Consider the following 24,088-nt stretch of genomic DNA (forward strand, 5'->3'; position numbering starts at 1 on the left):
TGGCGGCTTATCTCGCTGAGGAATATGAGCTCAAGGGGAGTAAAGGAACAATGAGCGTCTGATGGCGGTCAATGTGTCTCGGAATACCGCTGACTCTGTACGCGCTTCGCAACCCAGTGCTCAATAAGCTCGCGCAGCTGCGATAGCTCCACGGGCTTGGCCATGTGCCCATCCATGCCTGCCTGACGCGCCCGTTCCTTGTGCTCCGTCAAGATGTGCGCGGTCAATGCAACCACGGGTGTACGAACTCGTTGATTGGCGACCTCCCAGATACGTAATTGTTGGGTGGCAGAAAAACCGTCAAGGATTGGCATTTCACAGTCCATCAGCACAAGGTCATAGCGCTGGGTTTTCATGGCAAGCAGAGCTTCTTCGCCATTGCTGGCGGTATCCGGTTGCAGGTTGAGCTTGCCGAGCATGCCGCGAATGACTTTAGTCGAGATGCTGTTGTCTTCGGCGACCAGTATGCGGAAATCACTCGGTACGTTAATTGGGCTGATCAGAGGATTGCTGGAAGCGTATGGCGTACCCGTCAGGGCACCCCGGCTACGTTGATTGAGTTCGTCCGCCAACGTGGTCTTGAGTGTGTAGCCTGCGACCGGTTTTGCCAAAATGCGTTTGATCCCTGCATTACGCGCAATGATTTTGCTCGGTGCATTGCTGATGCCGGTGAGCATGATCAGCAAGATGTCGTGATTCAGGCTCGGGTCTTCCTTGATCTTCGCTGCAAGCTGCATGCCTGTCATACCTGGCATGTTCTGGTCGAGCAACACCACATCGAAATAGTCGCGCAGGTGGGCTTTGGTCCGCAGCAGCGCCAGCGCTTCCTTTCCCGACGGCACGGCGCTGACATTCAAGCCCCAAGCGCTGCATTGCTGCACCAACACTTTGCGGCACGTGTCGTTGTCGTCCACCACCAATACCCGAGCGCCCTGGAGGGGGCCATCGAGATCGGTAGTCGGTTGCTCCAGCCGATCCGGGTCCAGGGGCAATGTCAGCCAAAGGGTGCTGCCATGGGTATTGCTGGTCTGAATGCCAAACTCGCCATGCATCAGCATGATCAATTGGCGCGCGATCACTAGCCCCAGATGACCGCCTAATTTGGTTGTGGCGAGGAAATTCTTGCTATGCAGTTCGGCGTGTAGAAGGGTGTCGCGTTCATGGGGAGCCAAGGGTTCGCCACTGTCCTGAACGGCTATACGTAAACGTGGCTTGCCGCTACGCGAATCCAGAGCAACCACGAGCAGGATCTCGCCTTCGTCGGCCTTTTTCATCGCGTTTTCGAGCAGGCTGAGCAGAGCCTGACGCAAACGTGTTGGATCGCCGCTGATGACCCGTGGGACTTGGGGCTGAATGAAGCTGATCAGCTCGACATTCTGCTGCTCGGCTTTGGCTCGGAAGATATTCAGGCAGTCTTCGATCAATGCGTTGAGATCGAATTGCACGTCGTCGAGTTCGATCTGTCCAGATTCGAGTTTGGTGATGTCTAGAATTTCATTGATCAGTGTCAGCAGCTCGTTGCCTGCGCTATGGATAGTTTGAACATAGTCACGTTGTTTGACCGAGAGCGGCGTACCCAGAAGTAACTCGGTCATGCCCAACACACCGTTCATCGGGGTGCGAATTTCGTGGCTGATTTTAGCCAGAAACTCAGCCTTGGCTTTAATTTCAGCCGTGCTAGCGGCGAGATCGCGGCTAGCACTGAACTCATCTTCGGTGATGCTGCGATGGCGCTCACTCAGGGCCACGCTCATCAATAGGCCCGATGCACAGAACACACCCAGTAGAGTAATGATTAGCCATTGTGGTGCGATCATTGTCAGGCCCAGCAAGGCCGGCAGAATCACCAGGCAGCCCAAGTTGAAGATGACCATTCCCAATACAAAAAGGCGGGCCGGGTTGTAGCCCTTTTGCCAGTGATATACCGCGACAAACAGGATGCTCAGGCTGGCTAACGCCACTAAACCATAGGTAATTAGGTTCAGCGGCAAGCTGTTGACGAATAACTCCAAAAGGCCCGCTAATGCAATGATTAGCATGTCGGCTAATAGCAGTCGATTCAAAACAACCGAGCCACAGGGTGCGAAAAAGCGATAGGCAAACATTAAGCCGCTGAGTGCTGCCATAACCAACGCCCAATATGCGTTGGGGGTCTGGGCCACGTGCCAGTTCGGCACCCAGGATGCCAGAAGATTAAGCAATAACATCGCGCTTAGCGTCAGCATTGCTTCGCACGCTGCCAGCCACAAGCTGGCGTGGGAGCGGGTATGGGTGAACCGGGTAATGTTCTGCAGGATCAGCATCGCCAGACAACCTAAAAATAGGCCGAGCAACAAAGGTTGACGCTCATCCGCCGCGATTGAAATGGCTGACTGCAGGGTAATGTTTGGTCGCAGTTGTTGTTCTGAAACCAAGCGCAGATAAATGTCCAGCATGCCAATGCTCTGCGGCATCGGCATCAGAAAATCAGTGGAATGCAATGACTGGATATCGCGAGGAATGTTGTTGCCGGTGCGCGAATGAGTAATCACCTTGTCGCCATCAAGCACGTAAAGGTCAAGACTGGCCAAGTCGGGAGCAAAAACTCTAAGCAATTGCTCGTGCTCATTGGGAAGCAGCCGATAGTGCAACCAGACAGCGCTATTACGGTCTCCTGCGGAGACTTGATCAAGGTTAATAGGGCTAAATTGATTAACGTACCGAGGCGAACGTACGTCGCTCAATTGCAGGCTGGCCTGATCATCGACCAGCGTCGACCATCCACCACGTTGCTCGGCATAGCCGGGAAGCATGCAGAGAAGTGTCAGCAGACCAATGGTGAAACCTATGGCAATCCTGAGCCAGCGCACGGCGAAATCCCTTCGTAGGTGAATGCCAGATAACTATGCGCGGGGCTGGAATTGACAGGCAGTCCCCTTTGAGAGTTCTGCCTGAGAGGCTGCATGCCTTATTCCAGATCTTCACCACGCTCGCGAGCAATGGCCCGATAGCCAATGTCCTTGCGATAGAAACAACCGTCCCAACTAATTTCAGCCGCCAGTCTGTAAGCCTGTTCCTGCGCGGCGCCCACGGTGTCGCCCAGTGCTGTCGCACACAGGACACGCCCGCCTGACGTTACTACCTGGCCATCCTGCAACGTTGTTCCGGCATGGAATACTTTGCCGGTCATACCCGCTACGACATCCAAGCCTTTGATCGCAGCGCCTTTAACGTAATCACCTGGATAACCGCCAGCGGCCAGCACGACGCCCAGACTTGGACGAGGATCCCACTGCGCTTCAACTTTATCCAAAGCCTTGGCTAGCGCGGCTTCGATCAACAACACCAGGCTAGACTGCAAGCGCAACATCACTGGCTGGGTTTCTGGATCGCCGAAACGGCAGTTGAATTCAATGACCTTCGGATTTCCAGCCTTATCGATCATCAAACCAGCATAGAGGAAGCCGGTGTAAATGTTCCCTTCCTCGGCCATCCCGCGGACAGTCGGCCATATCACCGAATCCATGACGCGCTGGTGAACGTCGGCGGTCACTACCGGAGCTGGGGAGTAGGCGCCCATGCCTCCGGTATTGGGGCCAGTGTCGGCGTCGCCGACACGTTTGTGGTCTTGGCTGGTGGCCATAGGCAAAACGTTCTTACCGTCGACCATGACAATGAAGCTGGCTTCTTCGCCATCAAGAAACTCTTCAATCACCACCCGCGAACCTGCTTCGCCAAACGCGTTGCCTGCGAGCATATCGCGTACAGCGTCTTCAGCTTCAGCCAGGGTCATGGCGACGATCACGCCTTTGCCCGCAGCGAGGCCGTCGGCTTTGATCACGATAGGAGCGCCGACTTTCTGCAAGTACGCCAATGCGGGCTCGACTTCGGTGAAGTTCTGGTAATCAGCTGTCGGAATCTTGTGGCGCGCCAGGAAGTCTTTGGTAAAAGCTTTCGAACCTTCCAGCTGCGCAGCAGCAGCGGTGGGGCCAAAGCAATCCAGGCCACGAGAGCGGAATAGATCGACCACGCCTGCCACTAGTGGCACTTCAGGGCCGACGATAGTCAGGGATACATTTTTTTCTGCAAAATTTGCCAGCTCAGCGAGGGCAAGTACGTCGATATCGACGTTTTCGCATTTGGCCTCTGTCGCGGTCCCGGCATTGCCCGGTGCGACGAAAACTTTCACAACACGTGGGTCCTGCGCGACTTTCCACGCCAGCGCGTGTTCACGTCCACCGGCGCCAATGATTAGAACGTTCAAATAAAAGCTCCTTCGGAAAGCTGCAAGCTACAAGCGGCAAGTAAAGGCAGGTTGCACGTGCTCTACCACCTGTTGCTTTGAATAAGTGAGGCTGCAAACTACAGGCAAGAGCGAACAAGTTGGCTCTTATAGGATAGAAATCAGTGCCTGAAGTGACGCATGCCGGTGAAGACCATGGCGATGCCTGCTTCATCGGCTGCAGCGATCACTTCGTTGTCACGCATCGAGCCGCCTGGTTGGATGACAGCGGTAATTCCAACCTTGGCTGCATTGTCGATACCGTCGCGGAACGGGAAGAACGCGTCCGATGCCATAACAGCGCCTTGCACTGACAAACCTGCGTGCTCAGCTTTGATTGCGGCGATGCGCGCGGAGTTGACGCGGCTCATCTGGCCCGCGCCGACGCCGATAGTCTGGCGATTTTTTGCGTAGACGATGGCGTTGGACTTCACATACTTGGCGACTTTCCACGCGAAGATCAGGTCATGAATTTCCTGTTCGCTCGGGGCACGTTGGGTGACGACTTTCAGGTCGTCGCTGCCAATCATGCCGATGTCACGGCTCTGAACCAGCAAGCCGCCGTTAACGCGCTTGAAATCCCAGGCTGGGCTGCGCTCGGTCGCCCATTGACCGCTAATCAGCAAGCGAACATTGATCTTCGTGGCAATAATGGCTTGGGCTTCAGCAGTAACGCTCGGCGCGATAATCACTTCAACAAACTGGCGCTCGACGATGGCCTGAGCGGTCTTGGCGTCAAGTTCACGGTTGAAGGCTATGATGCCGCCAAATGCTGACTCGCTATCGGTAGCGTAGGCCAACTCGTAGGCCTGACGAATGCCGCCTTCGTCATCCGGGCTCACTGCCACGCCACAAGGGTTGGCATGTTTGACAATGACGCAGGCCGGCTTGACGAAGCTTTTTACGCATTCCAGTGCCGCATCGGTGTCCGCCACGTTGTTGTACGACAATTCTTTGCCTTGCAACTGGGTGGCGGTGGCAATGCCGACCTCGGCAGGATGGGCTTCTACATAGAACGCCGCGCTTTGATGCGGGTTCTCGCCGTAGCGCATTTCCTGAGCCTTGATGAATTGGCTATTGAAGGTCCGCGGGAATGCGCTGCGGCCTTGGGTACTGAGGGTTTCGGTGGTCTGATCTATGCTGCCCAAATAGTTCGCGATCATGCCGTCGTAAGCGGCGGTGTGTTCAAACGCCTTGAGCATCAGGTCAAATCGTTGGGCGTACGTCAGGCCACCAGCCTTGAGGCTTTCCAGAACGTGGGAGTAGTCGCTGGCATTGACCACTATCGCTACGTCTTTGTGGTTTTTTGCTGCCGAGCGAACCATGGTTGGGCCGCCGATATCGATGTTTTCGATGGCGGTTGGGAGGTCGCACCCTGGTTTGGCAATCGTTGCTTCAAAAGGGTAAAGGTTGACCGCGACCAGGTCGATTGGCTTGATCCCATGCTCGGCCATGATGGCGTCGTCGATGCCACGGCGGCCAAGGATGCCACCGTGGACTTTCGGGTGCAGGGTCTTGACCCGGCCGTCCATCATTTCTGCGAAGCCGGTGTAGTCCGCGACTTCGACCGCCGCAATGCCGTTCTCTTGCAGCAGTTTAAACGTACCGCCTGTGGAGAGAATCTCGACGCCCAAGGCTCCGAGTTCACGGGCGAAATCGACGATGCCGGTCTTATCGGAGACGCTGATCAGCGCACGGCGGATCGGCAGGCGGGTAGTCTGGTCGGTCATTTCAATTTCCATCTAAAGCAAAAGGGTCAGCAAAAAAGGCGACCCGCTGAGGTGGGTCGCCTTTTTGATTAATGCTTACAGCAGATCGTACTGCTTGAGTTTTTTGCGCAAGGTGCCGCGATTAAGGCCCAGTAATTCAGAGGCTTTGGTCTGGTTTCCCTTGACGTAGTTCATCACACATTCGAGCAGCGGCGCCTCGACCTCCGACAGCACGAGGTTGTACACATCCGTGACGGCAGCGCCTTCAAGGTGGGCGAAATAATTATGCAGCGCTTTCTCGACACTGCCACGCAGGGTCTGACCCTCCTCGCTGGGCGTGTTGAGGTGCTGTTTCAAATTTACGTTTTCGCTCACGGGTGTTGTTCCACTCACTAAATTCTCGGTCATCATCGTCATGCGGCCACCTCTTTTTCGTCCCCTGTTTCCGGGCTCTCATAACGCTCGCTGAAGAACTCACGAACGTCGGCGCACTGTGTTTCCGTATCTTCCAAACGATTGAAACGGGCACGAAACTCCCTGGCGCCCGGCAGGGTTGCGAGATACCAGCCGACATGCTTGCGTGCAATTCGCACACCCAACACATCGCCATAGAAAATGTGCAGCGCAGCCAAGTGCTCAAGCAGGATGCGTTCCACTTCACTCACCTGTAACGCGGGCAATATTTCGCCGGTACGCAGGTAGTGTTCTATCTCGCGAAAAATCCAGGGCCGCCCTTGGGCGGCTCTGCCAATCAATAATCCGTCTGCCCCGGTGGCGTGCAGCACATACCGGGCTTTGGCCGGTGAATCAATGTCACCATTGGCAAACACTGGGATCGACACCGCCTGCTTGATCTCGGCAATGGTGTCGTACTCGGCTTCGCCGGTGTATAGATCAGCACGGGTTCGGCCGTGCACGGCCAATGCCACAATCCCGGCTTGTTCGGCGATCTTGGCTACGGTCAGGCCGTTTTTGTTCAACCGGTCCCAGCCGGTGCGTATCTTCAAGGTGACCGGTACATCAACTGCCGCCACCACGGCTTGCAGGATCTCGGTGACCAGTTGTTCGTCTTTCAATAACGCGGAACCTGCGGCCTTGTTGCAAACTTTTTTTGCCGGGCAACCCATGTTGATGTCGATGATCTGTGCGCCCAGTTCAACATTGGCGCGTGCTGCGTTTGCCAGCATTTGCGGGTCCCCACCGGCGATCTGGACCGAACGGGGTTCAGGATCACCTTCATGGATCATGCGCAGGCGCGATTTGCGACTGTTCCACAGGCTCATGTCGCTGGTCACCATTTCCGATACCACTAGCCCCGCGCCGAGTTGGCGGCAAAGCTGGCGAAAGGGCTGGTCAGTAACTCCAGCCATCGGGGCAAGAATCAAGCCGTTTTGCAATGTATAAGGGCCGATGCGTAGCGCCGACATAGGTGTGCCTGTTAGGGGGCCGATCATCGCTGCTCTTGCGAAAACCATTGCATTCGTCGCTGCGTGTTCACGCTGCCCGAAGGTCCGTTTTCAGGTGCAGAAGCGAGTTTTCAGTCGGAACCCAGAGTATGAAAAAGGGTTGGCATGATACCCGCTCTCGATGACTGGATAAAGGCTGAATTGGATAAAATCTGAGCAGTTATTTTCTTATCGCCGCAAGTTTGGCTCAAACACTGGATGTCATAAAAGTGTCGCCAATAGCGGGTCGGGAATTGTCGCTCGGGTTAGCTTTAATCTATCGATCTTTCGCCGACCTGTGATCGCCCATCGACCGGCTGGCAAACGCCTGTGAGGGCTATCCGAGGTCTACTCAGGTGATCGAAAGCTTAGGCTGTAATTGACGGCTTTGGTACCGGGATCAAGGATGTCCAACGCGATATGAATGGGTGTCTGTGGTGGCATTTCAGCCTTGCCCGCCATTTCGCCACTCAAGTATTCGCTTGGCTTAAACCGACGACTGGCAATGAGCTGACCATTGGGGTCGGCAAAACGCAGTTCCAATAATGGGAAGGGCTGTGAAAACGACGCTCGGTTATAGATGATTGCATCGACTACCAGCGCACCTTTGAAGTCAGGATGGCTGCGTACGATCAAGTTGCTGCTCTTGAGCAGGTCTATGTTCACCTTGGATGGCACGTTGCAGCCGACTTGAGGGCAGGCGAGTTGAAACCAGGGGCGGTATTGATCCTGTCGCGCCATCTCGTCGAAGTGATACCAAACGTATTGTCCGGCCAACGCTGCGACAGCCAGCAGAATCAGAAGTCCCCAGGCAAAGCGACGACCCCAGCGAGGCTTGGGTTTTTGCCAGTCGAGCTGCAATGGGTCATCCGTGAGGTCGAGGATAGGTTTGTTGCGCAGCACATTTTCATGCAGGCCAGGCTCGGTGCGACTGCGCTTGAGTCGAGGCCCAGGACGCTGAGGCGGTTCGTTCAGCGGTTGAAGCTCTTCGTCATCAACAGCCGAAAATCGCTCGCCCGACTCATCGTAAACGGCTTCCCCGTGGTGAGTGATGGTCCCGGAATTTCCAGGCACCGCATTGAGAGGCTTGGGTTCGTGTTCCGAATCACCGGGCGCGTAGGACAACGACGGTTCGGTGCGCTCGTTACGTGTAGAGGGCTCGTGGGTAAGTTTCGCCTCGTGTGAGGTATCCACCGCCGACTCCCGCTCAGGGTCGCGGTCGGCGGCGTCATCGTTTAGCAAGCTGGCGTATTGTTCACTCTCGCCTTCTGTGTTGTCGCGATGAGCGCTCATCGCTGAATCACCCTTGCGGGAATGATCGGCTTGACCAAAGGTTTCCGGAAGCTGGATTTCTCGCTGTTCAAGCTTGGCCAATGCTTCGTCGAGATCAAGGTTATCCAGGTCAAGGCTGGCGAAATCGTGCGACGGAGTCTTCCACTCTTTGATGGGTGTATCGGATGGCCGTTCAACCGGTTGCTCGGTCGGCTTTTCGTCAAGCGCAATAACGGGTGGCAGCGCCCTGGGTGTCGTCGGTGGCGCAGGAGAGGGGGTCTGACTCTCTTCGACCAGTTTGCCAGCACGCTGTCCGAGCAGCTGTTTCGCAGCGTTGAAAACTTGCAGGCACGCTCCGCACCGGACGACGCCACGGGCCACGCTCAATTGAGCATGGCTCACGCGGAAACTGGTCTGGCAGTGCGGGCACTGGGTTACAAAACTGTCGGTCATGCGGCGATCCGGTTCATGCAGGCGCTGATTCTAGCCCGCGGCTTCAAGCAACGGTTAACGGCGACGGCCAGTGATGCGAACCCAGCCATCACGGTCAGCAATCGGGTCAAGGGCAAACGTTTCGGCGTAAGCGGCGGCCACTTCCTTGCCCTGTTCAGCGAGAATCCCGGACAACGCAAGGCGGCCACCAGCTTTGACCAGACTGGCGAGCGTTGGTGCCAATGACACCAGTGGACCGGCGAGGATGTTGGCCACCAGTACGTCCGCTTTTTCTTGAGGCAGGTCTTCGGGCAGGAACAGCGTAAAGCGTTCGGGTGCTATGTGGTTGCGCCCGGCGTTATCTCGCGATGCATCCAGCGCCTGGAAGTCGATGTCGGTACCGACCGCTTGTTTCGCCCCCAGCAGCAGGGCAGCGATGGCTAAAATTCCCGAGCCACAGCCGAAGTCCAATACGTCGCAGTCTTTAAGATCCTGATCGTCGAGCCATTCAAGGCACAGCGCCGTCGTTGGATGAGTGCCGGTGCCGAAGGCCAAGCCTGGATCAAGTAGCAAATTTACCGCGTCAGGCTCCGGCGCGACGTGCCAGCTTGGCACAATCCACAGGCGCTGACCGAAACGCATTGGCTGGAAATTGTCCATCCAGCTGCGTTCCCAGTCTTGGTCTTCGATGACTTCGCTCATGTGCTCCGGCAGCTCGACGCCGGTGAGCAGTTGCAGGTGGGCCAGCACTTGATCGGCGTCGGTATCGGCTTCGAACAGCGCCAGCAAATGGGTGTGTGACCACAACGGCGTGGTGTTCAGCTCAGGTTCGAAAATTGGCTGATCTTCGGCATCCATGAACGTGACGGAAACGGCGCCCACTTCAAGAAAAGCGTCTTCGTAGGTTTCGGCTTGTTCTGGGCTGATGGCGAGACGGACTTGCAGCCAAGGCATGGCGGGCACCTATGAAAAATGACATGTGCAGCGCTTGGCTGCGAGAAGCGCGCAAGTTTACTTGAGCGCGAAGGTGAAGGGCAAAAAACAACAACGCCGTTGTTGGCAGTAATGGGCCAACCAGAGCGCAGATTTTTTAGATGGCGCTAAGGAAAACTGACTTGTAAACACAATAACTTTAACGTTTCGCTGCTTGGCATGAATCAAATCCTCCACCCCGTGACCCTATTACAAGGGTTTTTTCAGCCTATTCGCCCACATTAACAGGCTTAGAGACAAGAAAACCTGGCTGCGAGGCCAGGTTTTCTTTGGGTACCAACTGCGCAAGCAATAGAGACCGTTATTCGTTAGCCAGTTTGTGTTCCAAGTAATGAATGTTGACACCGCCTTCGCAGAAGCCTTCATCACGGGTCAGGTCGCGGTGCAGTGGGATGTTGGTCTTGATCCCGTCGACTACGATTTCATCCAGGGCATTACGCATGCGTGCCATGGCTTCGTCGCGGGTTGCGCCCCACGTGATCAGTTTGCCAATCAATGAATCGTAGTTCGGCGGAACCTTGTAGCCACTGTAGAGGTGCGAATCGACCCTTACTCCATTTCCGCCCGGCGCATGGAAATGCTTGACCATGCCAGGGCTTGGCAGGAAGGTTTTTGGGTCTTCAGCGTTGATCCGGCATTCAATCGCATGCCCGCGAATGACGACGTCATCTTGGGTGTACGACAGTTTGTTGCCAGCGGCGATGCTGAGCATCTCCTTAACGATGTCGATCCCGGTGACCATTTCCGAAACCGGGTGTTCTACTTGAACGCGAGTGTTCATCTCGATGAAGTAGAAGTTGCCGTTTTCATACAGGAACTCAAAGGTCCCGGCGCCACGGTAGCCGATGTCGATGCAGGCCTTGACGCAGCGAGCAAACACTTCTTGCCGTGCTTTTTCGTCGATACCCGGCGCTGGTGCTTCTTCCAATACCTTCTGATGACGACGTTGCAGCGAGCAGTCACGGTCGCCCAAGTGGATCGCATGGCCCTGGCCATCGGACAACACCTGAACTTCCACGTGACGTGGGTTGGTCAGAAATTTTTCCAGATAGACCATCGGGTTGCTGAACCAGGCGGCCGCTTCGGCTCGGGTCTGTTTGGCGGCCTCGATCAAGTCTTCTTCTTGATGCACTTCACGCATGCCCCGACCACCACCGCCGCCAGCGGCTTTGATGATTACGGGGTAGCCGACCTGACGGCCGATGTGCAGCGCTATTTCCTCGTCTTCCGGCAGCGGGCCGTCAGAGCCTGGGACCGTCGGTACACCTGCGCGCTTCATGGCGTCTTTGGCAGAAACCTTGTCGCCCATCAGGCGGATGGTTTCGGCGGTTGGGCCAATGAATGCAAAACCGGATTTTTCCACCTGTTCAGCGAAATCAGCATTTTCCGCCAGGAAGCCGTAGCCGGGGTGAATCGCTGTGGCCCCCGTGACTTCGGCGGCTGCAATGATTGCCGGGATGTGCAGGTAGGACAGGTTGGCCGGAGCCGGGCCGATGCAAACGCTTTCGTCTGCCAGGCCCAAATGCATCAAATCCTTGTCCGCAGTTGAGTAAACCGCGACGGTCTTGATGCCCATTTCCTTGCAGGCGCGCAAGATCCGCAGGGCAATTTCACCACGGTTGGCGATCAGAACTTTTTGCAACTTCGCAGGTTTCAACATCGTTGTTTCTCCGCGGCTCAAACGACAGTGAACAGCGGCTGGTCGTACTCAACCGGCTGACCGTTTTCTACCAGAATGGATTCAATCACTCCGCTCGTTTCAGCCTGGATGTGGTTCATCATTTTCATGGCTTCGACGATGCAGATGGTGTCGCCTTTCTTGATGGTCTGGCCCACTTCAACGAACGCAGGGGAGGTCGGTGCAGGGGTGCGGTAGAACGTACCCACCATAGGCGACTTGACCACGGTGCCATTCAATTTCGGCGCAGCCGGTGCTTCTGCAACAACGGGAGCAGCGACTGGCGCGGCAACCGGAGCGGCCATTGGTGCAGGCGCGTAATACTGCTGAGCAGGGGTCTTGCTGTGGCGGCTGATACGTACAGACTCTTCGCCTTCACGAATTTCAAGCTCATCGATGCCGGACTCTTCCAGCAATTCGATCAATTTTTTAACTTTACGGATATCCATGAATCGTCAACTCCCAAGGATCGGTCAGGGGCGCATAGCTTGTTGTTCAAGCTGTTCCAGGGCGGCCTCCAGGGCCAGTCGATAACCGCTGGCGCCAAGGCCGCAGATCACTCCCACCGCTACATCGGAGAAGTAAGAGTGATGGCGGAAAGGTTCGCGTTTGTGCACGTTAGAGAGATGCACTTCGATGAATGGGATGCTCACTGCCAGCAACGCGTCACGTAATGCGACGCTTGTGTGCGTAAAAGCTGCAGGATTGATCAAAATGTAGTCCACGCCTTCATCGCGGGCCGCGTGGATACGGTCAATCAATTCGTATTCGGCGTTGCTTTGTAAATACAGCAGATGATGGCCACCATCACGAGCTCGTTGTTCCAGATCCTGGTTGATCTGCGCCAGGGTTACCGAGCCATAAACGCCCGGCTCACGAGTGCCGAGCAGGTTCAGATTAGGTCCGTGGAGAACCAGTAGCGTCGCCATCTGTTGTTCCTTGTTATGTGAGCGAGCATGATGCGCAGCGACTATGCCGCAATCTGCCGTGGACTGTCCAGTTAACCGCAATAGCCAGCACGATGACCGATGTTCGCGCGAAGTTTATGACTCGACCTTTAGGTTTGGTCATTTGCCTTGTTAATGCGCTTTACCAGGTCGGCGGCGTTGATCTCACCCACTACCCGAGCCTCGGCCTGCTCTGCGCCGTTTTTACCGAAGAACAGCAAGGCGGGCGGTCCAAACAGGCGGTAGCGGTCAAGTAAGGCGCGCTGCTCGGCGTTGCTTTCAGTCATATCAAAACGGATCAATCGATAACCGGCCAACTGACGCTTGACCTCCGGGTCGGGCAGTACGTCGTGTTCGATCACTTTGCAGCTGATGCACCAGTCCGCGTACCAATCCAGCAACAGCGGTTGACCGGCGGCTTTCGCTTCGCTGAGTGCCCGGTCCAGCTCCGTCGCGGAACTGATGGTTTGCCAGGCGTCAGCGGCGGGTGGCGCGCCATTGGCCATCAATGCCGGTTGCGTTCCTCCCAGCGGCCGGAACGGGTCGGTTTGCCCGCTGAACGCGCCGTACCAGCACGCCAGCGCGTAAACCAGCAGGAACACGCCCAATAACTGCGCTAACCGCTCGGCGGGCGTTTTCGGTGAGAACTCCAACGCCCCAAGAAATAAGGCCACCCCCGCCCCCAGCAGACCCAGCAGCAGTAAGGTGATTTCGCCGGGAATAACGCGGCTGAGTAAGCCGATAGCGACTGCCAGCAGCAGCACGCCAATGATGTTCTTAACGGTGACCAGCCACGGTCCGCTTTTGGGTAACCAAGCGGCCCCACCGGTGGCGACGATCACTAGCGGGGCGCCCATGCCGAGGCCGAGGGCAAACAATTTCATGGCGCCACCCAAGGCATCGCCGCTGGCGCTTATATAAAGCAGCGCTCCCGCCAATGGCGCGGAAACGCAGGGCGAAACGAGCAAGCTGGAAACCACGCCTAGAACAGCCGCGCCCCACAACGATCCGCCTTCCGTGCGACCTGCGACGCGGTGCAGATGGCTGCTGATGAAGTGCGGCAAACGCACCTGAAACAGGTCAAACATCGCCAGGGCAAACACCACGAAGAACAGCGCAAAGGGCACCAGAACCCAGGCCGATTGCAGGCGCGCCTGTAGATTCAAACTCGCGCCGAACATGCCCATCAACGCGCCCAACACCGCGAAGCAGACCGCCATCGGCAACACGTAAGCCAGCGAAAGGCTAAACCCGCGCACGCCTCCAATCTGACCGCGCAATACCACGCCGGATAGAATCGGCAGCATCGGCAGTACGCACGGCGTAAAGGTCAGACCGATGCCAGCGAGGAAAAACAGGGCCAGTTCTTTCCAGTTCCATGCGTTTTTGCTGGGGAGGGAGGCAGGCAAAGCGGAGGTTGTTGCTGCAACATCGCCAATGGCCAGTCGTTCGGTTTCAGGCGGATAGCACAGGCCTTTGTCGGCGCAGCCTTGATAGGTTACCGCGAGGGTGAACGGGCGGTTGTCGCCAGGTTTGCGTGGGATGTCGACGTCCAGAATGCCGTGATAGACCTCGACGTCGCCGAAATACTCATCGTGTTTCTTTTCGCCGGGGGGCAGTTGTGCCTGGCCCAAACCAATGTCGGCGGGCTCTGCGCGGAACTGAAAGCGATGGCGGTAGAGGTAATAGCCTTCGGTGGGGACGAAGCGCAGCTTGATCGATTTATCGGTGACTTCGATCAGGTTCAGGCGAAAAGCTTCATGCACTGGCAGAAAATCACTGCTGTTGTTCAGTAATGAACCACCCAGCGTGGTGCTCGGGCGACTGTCCAACAAACTCGCGCCGACGGCGGGCAGGGCGAGGATCAACAGCATCAGGCAAAGCAGGCGGCGCATAGCAGTCTCGCATGTCGAAAGTTCGCGCATGATAGCGGACTGTTTCCCGTCGTGCTGTGCCGTGAGTTGTAAGGGCAAGTTTCTAAATCTACCCGTATTCTCAAGATCGTCGTTGCAAAAAAGCTGCAATCAGCCGGGAACCGGTCGAGGTGGTTTTATATTCATGAAGGCCGTTACGGCGCAATCACTGCGTCGGCCAACTCTTCAAGAAAGCTGGCGTTGGGCTTGAGATGACCGGCGTGCACTTGATTGCGCCCCGCATCTTTAGCGCGGTATAGCGCGTCGTCTGCCAAGGTCGCGAGCATCAGGCTGTCGGCACCGTCGCAAAATTCTACGACGCCAGCACTGAACGTGCAGGATAAATCCAAAGGTTGCGCCGGGTAATGGATTTCGGCGAAGCGCTGGCGAATCTCATCAAGCACCCGGTGAGCGTTATGCAGATCAGTGTCCGGCATGACGACGGCAAATTCTTCGCCGCCGTAGCGGCCGATGAAGTCAGTTTTGCGCAATCTCTGCTTGAGAAACAGTGCCAGGCTTTTAATAACGCGATCACCCATGGGATGGCCGTGGGTGTCGTTGACGCGCTTGAAGTGATCGATATCAATCATGGCAAAACTCAGCGGCCTGCCTTCGCGTCGCGCGCGAAAGCTACAATCTTCGAGCAGTTGCAAAATATGCGTGTGGTTATACAAGCCGGTCAGACTGTCGCGGACCATGCGTGACTTGAGGTTGCGCGCCCGCGCCGCGCGATTGCGCACGGTGGTGATCAGGTGGCGCGGCTTGATTGGCTTGGTCAGGAAGTCATCACCGCCCTCGCTCATTGCATCTAGTTGCTTGTCCAGATCGTCTTCAGCCGACAGATAAATGATTGGTACGCTGACATAACGGTCGTTATGGCGGATCACTTTGGCCAATTCCGGTCCGGTGCAGCCCGGCATGTACATGTCGAGAATGATCAGATCCGGCTGGAACTCTGCGAGCTCGGCCATGGTTTGGATGGGGTCAAGCAATGTGCGAGTAACAATGCCAGCGCTATTGAGTAGCCGCTCGGTGTGAGTGGCTTGGGCGCGTGAGTCATCAATGATCAGCACTTTATAGGGTTCGTATTGCGCCACGCAGGTGAGCACTTCGATTTTCTCCAGCAGGCTTGAAGCTTCAAGCGTGCCGGTCAAAAATTCTTGGCCACCTGCGCGAACCGCCGCAAGTCGCGTGGGCGTGTCGGTTTCAAGGTGACTGAAAAACAACAGCGGCAGCTTGAACTCCAACCCTTCCTGGACCTGTGCCGCCAGTTTCAAACCTTGGCCGGGGCCGCCGAAATTCACGTCCATCACAATCGCGGCGGGATGGCGCTCGGCCATGCTGGCGTGAAAAGAGGCTATGTTTTCCAATGCAACAGCGCTAAGCCCAAAAAACTCGAGCTGCTTGGCCAATCGATCGGCACGCTCATGCTCTTGTAGCATCACATAGATCGGCTTGCGCAACGGCGGCAGAGAGGTTTGCTCCAGCCGATCGCCGTGCCGCAGGCCTGTACGGGAGAGACGCTGCATCAATTGATTGAGTTCAGTAATCAGGCCGCTGCTCAAGCGCCCGCGGTTGGCTTCAACCGCCGCGAGAGCCAGATTGATACTGCGCGCCAGTTGAACATGTTCGAGTTGTTCAAATCGTTCGGCAAAACGTAGTAAGCGAAGCGTTGACTCAGCAAGTTCAGCCATGTCGGCCGCCGACCATTCACTTTGTTGCAAGCGTTGCCAGACCTCAAGAATTTGACGTGCCTGATGCGTTACCCGCTGGGCAAAGTGATGTTTGAGTCGATCACGACTCGGGTCTTCTGGCTCGGTCATATCCTGGCTACTGATTATGGTGTGCGCTGAGGTTGACTGGTGGCGGTATGCTAGCACTTCTTCACGCTATCTAGTGTGTCGCAGGTCAATTAACTGCTAACTGTAGGTAAAATTGGCGCCAAAAATTTGGTGGGTATATACGATCGTATAGCTTCTCTTAAACTGATCGAGTTTTCTGTCCGAGCAACGGCCTCTGTAAGTTTTTTCAAATTATTAGTGTGTATTAAACGAAAATTCCGGCTAACAAACATATCTCAGAGGTCACACTCCCCGGCGTTTTAGAGAGGCATGAGTAATATAAAGATTACTAACAGGGACGATAAAACTGTTTGAGCAGAAGAGAGGCGTCGGAGAATTATAAATTGAGTAAAATTCGTATTTTTAAATCATGCTCAGAAAGCCTCTGCGGTAGCGCAGCGTTAGAGGCGAAGTGCCATCGCCTGTGAGTGCGCTTGGCCATGAGATCGCTAGTCTCACTCCCACACCAAGGCACCTTGCTGTAAGGTTGCGGTCGAACCATTGAATTTCGTGATTGAAGGGACATAGCCATGCTGGACTGGAAGAAGCGTGCTGGCAGCGTAGGGGATCGTGTTGACGAGCCCGCGGTTGGGACTCGCTCCCGTGGTTACTGGGGGGGCGTTTTTTTTAGCCGTGCGTTAGGCATCGTACTCGCTGTTTATCTGCTGGTGGCGGTGCTGATCGGGTGCTATTGGAGCAGCGAACCGAAGTTGTTCCCGGTTCAACAGAACGCCCAAGCGGCCGCTCAGCGTGATGGCAAGCAGATGGTGGTGGGCTACACCACCGTCGAAACGCTTAAGACCGTTGCGACGACATTGCTCGACAAGCCAGGCGGTTATCTATCTAACGATCGTTTCCCGCCGGGATTGTGGTTGGACAACATCCCGAGCTGGGAATATGGCGTATTAATTCAGGTGCGCGACATGAGTCGAGCGCTGCGTAAGGATTTCGCCCGCTCACAATCGCAGTCGGCTGAAGACAGCGACTTGGCCAAAGCCGAGCCATTGTTCAACTTCGATAACAAAAGCTGGATTCTGCCCTCTACCGAGTCGCAGTATCGAGACGGTATAAATGCGCTGAGCCGTTATCAAGCGCGGCTGTCGGACCCGAATCAAAAGGGTGCATTGTTCTATACCCGCGCTGACAATCTGAATAACTGGCTGGGCGACGTAGGCACCCGACTGGGATCACTGTCGCAGCGGTTGTCGGCCAGCGTCGGTCGGGTCAAGCTCAACAGCACGTTGAAGACCGAAACGCAGTCGACTATGACTCTCCAACCAGGCGAAGTGCCACAGGTTGACGAGGAAATTGTCGAAACCCCATGGATGCAAATCGACAACGTGTTCTACGAAGCGCGTGGGCAAGCCTGGGCGTTATCACTGTTATTACGTGCCGTCGAAGTTGACTTCGCCGATGTGCTGGCGAAGAAGAATGCGACTGTCAGCGTCCGCCAGATCATCCGTGAGCTGGAGGCATCGCAAGAGCCTCTGTGGAGTCCGATGATTCTTAATGGTAGTCCGTTCGGTGTTTTGGCCAACCACTCGCTGGTGATGGCCAACTATCTTTCCCGGGCCAACGCTGCAGTGATCGACCTGCGCCAATTACTGTCACAGGGGTAAATGATGCAGGTCTCCCCTCGAGAGGCGGCTCACCGTGCCGCTTCTGATGCAGAACAAATTGCTTGGGTTGATGAGCAGGACCTGCCGCTGGGTTCCATCAAGCGGGCCCATTTGCGCAAAAAAGGTCTGATCGGGCGAGGCACCTATATTTTGTTGTTCAATTCGGCCGGTGAGCTTTGTGTTAATCGGCGCACTCTGAGTAAAGCGATTTATCCAGGTTACTGGGACGTGGCGGCAGGTGGGATGGTGCTCTTCGATGAAACCTATGCGCAATCAGCTGCGCGAGAACTGGAAGAAGAATTGGGCGTGAGCGGCGTGCCACTGCTTGCCCATGAGCGTTTCTTTTTTGACCAGCCGGGCAACCGTTTGTGGTGCGCAGTGTTCAGTGCGGTATGGGACGGTCCGCTGATCTTGCAGCCTGAAGAGGTGCTTGAAGCGCGATTTATTCCGGTTAACGAGGTCTTGCAGGAAACTGAGCACAAACCTTATTGCCCGGACTCCCTGGCTGCGTTAAAGCGCTATTTAGGCCGGTCTATGCGTAACGCATAAAAGATGATGATCGGTGCATATTTGCGCTTAGCATCTGCACTTTTTGCCGTTACACTGCGCGACCTTTTCAAGCTGAGCCATTGATTGGTTCAGTAGCGCTGCCCCTGCCTGAGTGGGGCTTCGCGGTCGGTCTACCGCAACGCCGGAGCCGACCCGTCTTTGTCCTCCAATAGAGGATTGCCGGTGGCCAAAAAAGCCGCATCCTTCGCCGCCCTTGGCGGTTTGGTATTTTCTACGGACGCAGGACGGCATTGCCCCGACTGTAGTCAGCCCGTGAATGCCTGTGCATGCAAACAAACCACTATTCCCGAAGGGGACGGAATTGCCCGCGTACGCCGCGAAAGCAAGGGCCGTGGCGGCAAGACGGTGACCACTATCACCGGTGTGCCGCTGGCCGAAGACCCACTCAAGGACTTGGCCACTACGCTCAAGCGTCGCTGCGGAACTGGCGGTGCGATCAAGGAAGGGGTGATCGAGATTCAAGGTGATCACGTCGAGCTGTTGCTGGCGGAGTTGGCGAAGCTTGGGTTCAAAGCCAAGAAGTCAGGCGGCTAGATCCGTTTTCTAAACTCTGCGTTTCAAAGCGGGTCTATTCCTCAGCCTCCGCCAAGGCGTTTCAACGCTGACACGCGTCAGCGCCAAATCGTCATTTCCACTCTTTACACTGCGCCAGCCCATCGTGGCTGATGCCATTTGACTTCTTATAGGGGACTTCGATGTCCGTACGACGCACACGCAAAGACGATGGCAGCCAATGGACAGTTGCGGACAGCCGCAGTGTTTATGGGATTCGTCATTGGGGGGCTGGTTATTTTGCAATCAACGAAGCCGGCCGTGTTGAAGTTCGCCCGAAGGGTCCGAGCAGTTCTCCCATTGATTTGTATGAGCAGGTCGACGCACTGCGTAAAAGTGGCCTGTCCTTGCCGTTGCTGGTGCGCTTTCCTGACATCCTGCAGGACCGGGTTCGTCAACTGACAGGTGCATTCGATTCCAACATCGAGCGCTTGGGTTACCAGAGCAAATACACCGCGTTGTACCCGATCAAAGTCAACCAGCAAGAAGCTGTGGTTGAAAATATTATCGCCACTCAGGATGTGTCCATCGGCTTGGAAGCGGGTTCCAAGCCCGAGCTAATGGCCGTGCTGGCGCTGGCGCCTAAAGGTGGGACGATTGTCTGCAACGGTTATAAAGACCGTGAATTCATTCGCCTGGCATTGATGGGGCAGAAGCTGGGTCACAACGTTTTTATCGTGATCGAGAAAGAGTCCGAGGTCGCGTTGGTGATTGAAGAGGCCGCCGAACTCAAGGTCGCCCCTCAGATCGGTTTGCGTGTGCGTTTGTCTTCCTTGGCTTCTAGCAAATGGGCTGATACGGGCGGCGAGAAATCCAAATTCGGTTTGTCGGCGGCGCAGCTGTTGTCAGTTGTCGAGCGTTTCCGCAAGGCGGGTCTGGATCAAGGCATACGTCTGCTGCACTTCCACATGGGTTCGCAGATTGCCAACCTGGCTGACTATCAACACGGCTTCAAAGAAGCGATTCGTTATTACGGCGAGCTGCGCAACCTCGGGTTACCGGTCGATCATATTGACGTCGGCGGCGGTCTCGGTGTGGATTACGACGGCACTCACTCGCGCAACGCCAGTTCAATCAACTACGACATGGACGATTACGCCGGCGTTGTGGTTGGCATGCTCAAGGAATTCTGCGACGAGCAGGCGCTTCCGCACCCGAATATTTTCTCTGAGAGCGGTCGGTCGTTGACCGCACACCACGCAATGTTGGTGGTTCAGGTGACAGACGTCGAAAGCCACAACGACGAAGTGCCAAAGATCGCGGACAAAGAAGGCCTGCCTGAAACTGTGCAGTGGCTAGTCGACTTGCTGGGACCAACTGATATCGAGATGGTTACTGAGACTTATTGGCGTGCTACGCACTACATGAGCGACATTGCCACTCAATACGCCGATGGCAAAATCACCTTGGCACAAAAAGCCCTGGCCGAGCAGTGCTACTTTGCGGTGTGCCGCCGCCTGCATAACTCGTTAAAAGCCCGCCAGCGTTCCCATCGTCAAGTACTGGACGAACTCAACGACAAGCTCGCTGACAAGTACATCTGTAATTTCTCAGTGTTCCAGAGCCTGCCAGATACTTGGGCGATTGGTCAGGTGTTGCCGATCCTGCCATTGCACCGTCTCGATGAAGAGCCAATGCGTCGTGCGGTGTTGCAGGATTTGACCTGTGATTCCGACGGTAAAATCAAACAGTACGTTGACGAGCAGAGCATCGAAACCAGCTTGCCGGTTCATGCACTCAACGAAGGCGAAGACTATTTGTTAGGCATTTTTCTGGTGGGCGCCTATCAGGAAATTCTTGGGGACATGCACAATCTGTTCGGTGATACCGATTCAGTGAACATTTACCAAAAGCCAGATGGTAGCGTTTATCACGGCGGGATCGAGACGCACGATACCATCGAAGACATGCTGCGGTACGTTCACTTGTCGCCTGAAGGGTTGATGAACCAATATCGCGACAAAGTCGCCAGCGCTAAAATTACCCCTCGTGAACGCACCCAATATTTGGATGCGCTGCGCTTGGGGCTGACGCGCTCGTCGTACTTGTCTTCTTGATTCGCAAATACATAACATTGGTTAAAAATAAAGTTGTAGGGGCTGCCGCTGGCTGCGATTGGACCTGGACCGGTCGCTTTTTAGACCGTTAAAAGTCGTACGGACCTAAAGCCTTCGGCAGCTCTTATAGGTGTTGTGTTTGCTGCGCGGCGGGGAGGAATATCCATCACATGTGAGCCTGCTCCCCAGGCAGCACGCTCAGGTGTGATGGATGCCTGTCCGTCTTGTCCTGTTTTTTTGTAGGAGGTTTCCTATTCTGCAATATGGCCCTCTACTCCGATGGTTCTCTCGGCGAGAATCCTCGGCCGTTCCCTCGTAGAGCAATAGCCGATGTTCGATCCAGTCAACGCACCTTTTTTTCGTCTGGATATCCCGAACCTGAATCACCCACTCACTGTGCTTTCGTTTACCGGTACGGAAGCGATCAGCCAGCCTTTTGCGTTTGAACTAGACGTGGTCATCGAATCTTCCGTTCTGAACGTAAAAAGCTTGATGTATCGCTCGGCGTGGCTGAGCTTCGCCGGGACCCAAACCGGTATCAATGGGCAAATTCAACGTGTGGTTAATATCCACCGAGACTCGAGCTCCGATCACTACCGATTATGCTTGGGACCACGGTTGGGCTGTCTTGCGCATCGCTACAATCAGCGCATTTTTCAAGACCTGTCAGTCCCGCAAATTATTGCCCGGGTTATCAAGGAGCACGGTATTCATGCTAACGCGCATCGCTTCGAACTAAAGCATGCCTACCGTGAGCGGAGTTACTGCGCACAGCATCATGAGTCTGATTTGCAGTTCGTTCAGCGGCTATGTGATGAAGAGGGTATTCATTACCATTTTCAGCACTCCAAGCAGCGTCACGTACTGGTATTTGCGGATACTCAAGGTGGATTTCGTCGAGGCCCGACGTGTTTTTTTGAAACCGTTCCCCGGCGCCTGATACCGGGTAAGGCTGAGCCTACAAGGCATCAGATTGATCGGTTTTCCGTGGGCAGCATCGACGCCGAGCCTTTCGGCCAGCGCTCCTTGGAGCGGGCTGAGGGGGAAAGTACCTCACCTTACCTGGGCGCGAGTTTGTTGCTGCCATTAACTGGACATCCGCGCAAAGAATGGAATCATCTCTGGCTGCTGACTGAAGTCCAGCACCAAGGCAACCAGGTTCACATGCTTGATCAGCTGTTGGCTGCCGACGTCAGCGCGTTGCCCTATCGCAATCGTTTCGTGGCGACACCCTGGGAGATCGGTTTTCGTCCAGCTCCGCCGGAACCTAGGCCAAAGATGTTGGGCGTGCAGCGCGCCCGGGTGATGGGGCCGGTCGTTGGTCAAGAACATTGCGACGCGTCAGGCCGTATTTGCGTGCAGTTTGATTGGGGGTGGCAAGGTCAGGGCGCCCACTACGCCAGTTGCTGGATACCCATGTCATCTACTTTGGGCGGCGAATTCAGCACTCGGCCGCGGGTAGGAATGGACGTGGTGGTGAGTTTCGTCGATGGCGACCCTGATTTGCCCATGGTCACGGCCTATCTGGAGGACTATGACGCGACACCTCCTATTGACGCCTGCGTAGATGCGCCCATCAGTGAGGGCGCCGAACAGCCCTCCCTTGAACTGTGCCTTGACCTGGACAGCTTTGCCGGCGCTGGTCAGAAAATCGCCATCACAGGCGGAATCACGCTGACGTTTGAAAACGATACACAATTGACGTTCGCGGTGGGAGACAGCTCGCTGCGCTTTGAAAACGATTGCTTGATGCTTCATAGTCGACAAATAAACCTGGAAATGCTCGGAGCGGCGACGGTCACTGATGCTACCGACGTCCTACCTGCGAGCGCATTGAACACCAATACCCAGCATTTGCTGGAACTCATAAAGGGCAGTCATCCGTTGATCGTGCTCTGCTGGCAACCGTCTGGAGGGAGTTTCGCTCATTGCCAATTACAACCATGCGACTGTCGGATGCGAACCGGTATTGATGGACGGGGCTTGTCATGATTCGCACCCATCAGGGTTCTTCTTCCGATCCTCAGCACGATTGGCTTTTGCTCGATACGCCTGGCGTACCGGGGCTGGCTGATCGATTCAAACAGCAATTTGGCGATAGCCACGGGTGGGACGAATTGCTCGCAGACACCGACCTGCACGTGATTCGTGATCAGGGACCGTTGTTGGTGCACCTGCCATTGGGCGACCCATTGAACAATGTACTCCCGCAAGAGACGGCACCATGGCCAGGTCTACGTATTGTTTGCGCGGCGCCCAAGCAGCAATTGCTCGACCATTTGCGCCGTATGCTGACTGTACGTTTCGGTGGCCACTACAAAAGTTTGCTGACCTATTACAACGTCCAAACTGCGAGTTATTTTTTCGACGAAATGGATGCGTTGGAGTTAAGTCGTTGGCTGGGGCCCATTGAGTCGCTGATGTGGTACGGCGGTCCTTGGGTGACAAAGGTAGAAGACACCCAAGGAGTCCAGTCGGTCATTAACCCAGCGCTTGAAGTAACGCCGCTGACCATCGAGCCTGAACTCGGTTTGAAGCAGGAAAAAAAGCTGCAGCAGTGCCTGATCGAGCGTCACGCGTATGTGTGGAGTCGCGCCACCGGCAGTAATTACCGTAAGACCCTTGACCATATTCATGAAGGGCTGCGCCACGGTTTCTGCGACAGTGCAGTGCTCGACAATTGGCTAACGTTGCGTGCAAGGTTTGCGTCAGCCGCTGTTCCGCCCATACTTCCGGGCGATAATCCGCATCAGCGTTTCGCGAACCTTGCCAACTATTGGCTGGGTGGGTGGTCGTAGT

The 24,088-nt window shown here is 55.5% G+C and carries 18 protein-coding genes; 6 read left to right on the forward strand and 12 right to left on the reverse strand.

The annotated features are described in order from the left end of the window. Positions 1-68: 68 nt before the first annotated feature. The 12 genes from QN378_RS02870 to QN378_RS02925 all read right to left on the reverse strand — a co-directional run bounded on the left by QN378_RS02870 (position 69) and on the right by QN378_RS02925 (position 16,473). Positions 69-2,849: a hybrid sensor histidine kinase/response regulator gene (locus tag QN378_RS02870; protein ID WP_323548907.1), complete on the reverse strand. Its 2,781-nt coding sequence runs from the start codon at positions 2,847-2,849 to the stop codon at positions 69-71. 98 nt (positions 2,850-2,947) lie between these two features. Then, positions 2,948-4,243 carry a phosphoribosylamine--glycine ligase gene (gene purD / locus QN378_RS02875; RefSeq protein WP_322206632.1) on the reverse strand — a complete coding sequence of 432 codons (1,296 nt, stop codon included), beginning with the start codon at positions 4,241-4,243 and terminating at the stop codon, positions 2,948-2,950. 140 nt (positions 4,244-4,383) lie between these two features. Then, positions 4,384-5,991 (reverse strand): bifunctional phosphoribosylaminoimidazolecarboxamide formyltransferase/IMP cyclohydrolase, encoded by a 1,608-nt coding sequence (gene purH / locus QN378_RS02880; RefSeq protein WP_322206633.1) that lies wholly within the window; start codon positions 5,989-5,991, stop codon positions 4,384-4,386. A gap of 75 nt (positions 5,992-6,066) precedes the next feature. Beyond that, positions 6,067-6,387, reverse strand: coding sequence for a DNA-binding transcriptional regulator Fis (gene fis, locus QN378_RS02885; protein ID WP_322206634.1), 321 nt, complete (start codon positions 6,385-6,387; stop codon positions 6,067-6,069). Then, positions 6,384-7,397 carry a tRNA dihydrouridine synthase DusB gene (dusB, locus tag QN378_RS02890; RefSeq protein WP_322206998.1) on the reverse strand — a complete coding sequence of 338 codons (1,014 nt, stop codon included), beginning with the start codon at positions 7,395-7,397 and terminating at the stop codon, positions 6,384-6,386. The genes fis and dusB overlap by 4 nt, the downstream gene beginning before the upstream one ends. Before the next feature lie 366 nt (positions 7,398-7,763). Further along, complete coding sequence (locus QN378_RS02895) at positions 7,764-9,140, reverse strand: DUF3426 domain-containing protein (RefSeq protein ID WP_322206635.1); 1,377 nt, start codon at positions 9,138-9,140, stop codon at positions 7,764-7,766. Between the two features lie 54 nt (positions 9,141-9,194). Beyond that, complete coding sequence (gene prmA / locus QN378_RS02900) at positions 9,195-10,073, reverse strand: 50S ribosomal protein L11 methyltransferase (RefSeq protein WP_322206636.1); 879 nt, start codon at positions 10,071-10,073, stop codon at positions 9,195-9,197. A gap of 340 nt (positions 10,074-10,413) precedes the next feature. Continuing rightward, positions 10,414-11,772 carry an acetyl-CoA carboxylase biotin carboxylase subunit gene (gene accC, locus QN378_RS02905; protein WP_322206637.1) on the reverse strand — a complete coding sequence of 453 codons (1,359 nt, stop codon included), beginning with the start codon at positions 11,770-11,772 and terminating at the stop codon, positions 10,414-10,416. Between the two features lie 17 nt (positions 11,773-11,789). Then, a complete protein-coding gene (gene accB / locus QN378_RS02910; protein ID WP_322206638.1) occupies positions 11,790-12,239 on the reverse strand; it encodes an acetyl-CoA carboxylase biotin carboxyl carrier protein in 450 nt (149 codons plus the stop codon). A 24-nt stretch (positions 12,240-12,263) separates the two neighbouring features. Then, entirely contained in the window at positions 12,264-12,719 is a 456-nt protein-coding gene (gene aroQ / locus QN378_RS02915) for a type II 3-dehydroquinate dehydratase (protein WP_322206639.1), read from the reverse strand. A gap of 128 nt (positions 12,720-12,847) precedes the next feature. Further along, positions 12,848-14,632 carry a protein-disulfide reductase DsbD gene (locus tag QN378_RS02920; protein ID WP_322206640.1) on the reverse strand — a complete coding sequence of 595 codons (1,785 nt, stop codon included), beginning with the start codon at positions 14,630-14,632 and terminating at the stop codon, positions 12,848-12,850. A gap of 173 nt (positions 14,633-14,805) precedes the next feature. Continuing rightward, complete coding sequence (locus tag QN378_RS02925; RefSeq protein ID WP_323548913.1) at positions 14,806-16,473, reverse strand: PleD family two-component system response regulator; 1,668 nt, start codon at positions 16,471-16,473, stop codon at positions 14,806-14,808. Positions 16,474-17,021: 548 nt separating this feature from the next. Between QN378_RS02925 and QN378_RS02930 the strand changes: the two genes are divergently transcribed. The 6 genes from QN378_RS02930 (at position 17,022) to QN378_RS02955 (ending at position 24,087) form a co-directional block, all read left to right on the forward strand. Beyond that, positions 17,022-18,110 (forward strand): DUF2333 family protein, encoded by a 1,089-nt coding sequence (locus tag QN378_RS02930; protein WP_322206642.1) that lies wholly within the window; start codon positions 17,022-17,024, stop codon positions 18,108-18,110. Positions 18,111-18,113: 3 nt separating this feature from the next. After that, a complete protein-coding gene (locus tag QN378_RS02935; RefSeq protein WP_322206643.1) occupies positions 18,114-18,659 on the forward strand; it encodes an NUDIX hydrolase in 546 nt (181 codons plus the stop codon). Between the two features lie 183 nt (positions 18,660-18,842). Further along, a complete protein-coding gene (locus QN378_RS02940; RefSeq protein ID WP_322206644.1) occupies positions 18,843-19,214 on the forward strand; it encodes a translation initiation factor Sui1 in 372 nt (123 codons plus the stop codon). Between the two features lie 161 nt (positions 19,215-19,375). After that, a complete protein-coding gene (gene speA, locus QN378_RS02945; RefSeq protein ID WP_322206645.1) occupies positions 19,376-21,289 on the forward strand; it encodes an arginine decarboxylase in 1,914 nt (637 codons plus the stop codon). Positions 21,290-21,619: 330 nt separating this feature from the next. Next, positions 21,620-23,281 carry a contractile injection system protein, VgrG/Pvc8 family gene (locus QN378_RS02950; RefSeq protein WP_323548914.1) on the forward strand — a complete coding sequence of 554 codons (1,662 nt, stop codon included), beginning with the start codon at positions 21,620-21,622 and terminating at the stop codon, positions 23,279-23,281. Continuing rightward, entirely contained in the window at positions 23,278-24,087 is an 810-nt protein-coding gene (locus QN378_RS02955; protein WP_322206647.1) for a DUF4123 domain-containing protein, read from the forward strand. The genes QN378_RS02950 and QN378_RS02955 overlap by 4 nt, the downstream gene beginning before the upstream one ends. Position 24,088 lies beyond the last annotated feature (1 nt).

It is taken from the genome of Pseudomonas sp. 10S5 (genome assembly GCF_035019745.1).
Classification (GTDB): domain Bacteria; phylum Pseudomonadota; class Gammaproteobacteria; order Pseudomonadales; family Pseudomonadaceae; genus Aquipseudomonas.

Coding starts and splice junctions, on each gene's coding strand:
- purH (WP_322206633.1), bottom strand. CDS start 5,991: ATGACCGACCAGACTACCCGCCTGCCGATCCGCCGTGCGCTGATCAGC.
- QN378_RS02930 (WP_322206642.1), top strand. CDS start 17,022: ATGCTGGACTGGAAGAAGCGTGCTGGCAGCGTAGGGGATCGTGTTGAC.
- aroQ (WP_322206639.1), bottom strand. CDS start 12,719: ATGGCGACGCTACTGGTTCTCCACGGACCTAATCTGAACCTGCTCGGC.
- QN378_RS02935 (WP_322206643.1), top strand. CDS start 18,114: ATGCAGGTCTCCCCTCGAGAGGCGGCTCACCGTGCCGCTTCTGATGCA.
- QN378_RS02920 (WP_322206640.1), bottom strand. CDS start 14,632: ATGCGCCGCCTGCTTTGCCTGATGCTGTTGATCCTCGCCCTGCCCGCC.
- dusB (WP_322206998.1), bottom strand. CDS start 7,397: ATGTCGGCGCTACGCATCGGCCCTTATACATTGCAAAACGGCTTGATT.
- accC (WP_322206637.1), bottom strand. CDS start 11,772: ATGTTGAAACCTGCGAAGTTGCAAAAAGTTCTGATCGCCAACCGTGGT.
- QN378_RS02950 (WP_323548914.1), top strand. CDS start 21,620: ATGTTCGATCCAGTCAACGCACCTTTTTTTCGTCTGGATATCCCGAAC.
- speA (WP_322206645.1), top strand. CDS start 19,376: ATGTCCGTACGACGCACACGCAAAGACGATGGCAGCCAATGGACAGTT.
- fis (WP_322206634.1), bottom strand. CDS start 6,387: ATGACGATGATGACCGAGAATTTAGTGAGTGGAACAACACCCGTGAGC.
- QN378_RS02925 (WP_323548913.1), bottom strand. CDS start 16,473: ATGACCGAGCCAGAAGACCCGAGTCGTGATCGACTCAAACATCACTTT.
- QN378_RS02955 (WP_322206647.1), top strand. CDS start 23,278: ATGATTCGCACCCATCAGGGTTCTTCTTCCGATCCTCAGCACGATTGG.
- prmA (WP_322206636.1), bottom strand. CDS start 10,073: ATGCCTTGGCTGCAAGTCCGTCTCGCCATCAGCCCAGAACAAGCCGAA.
- QN378_RS02895 (WP_322206635.1), bottom strand. CDS start 9,140: ATGACCGACAGTTTTGTAACCCAGTGCCCGCACTGCCAGACCAGTTTC.
- accB (WP_322206638.1), bottom strand. CDS start 12,239: ATGGATATCCGTAAAGTTAAAAAATTGATCGAATTGCTGGAAGAGTCC.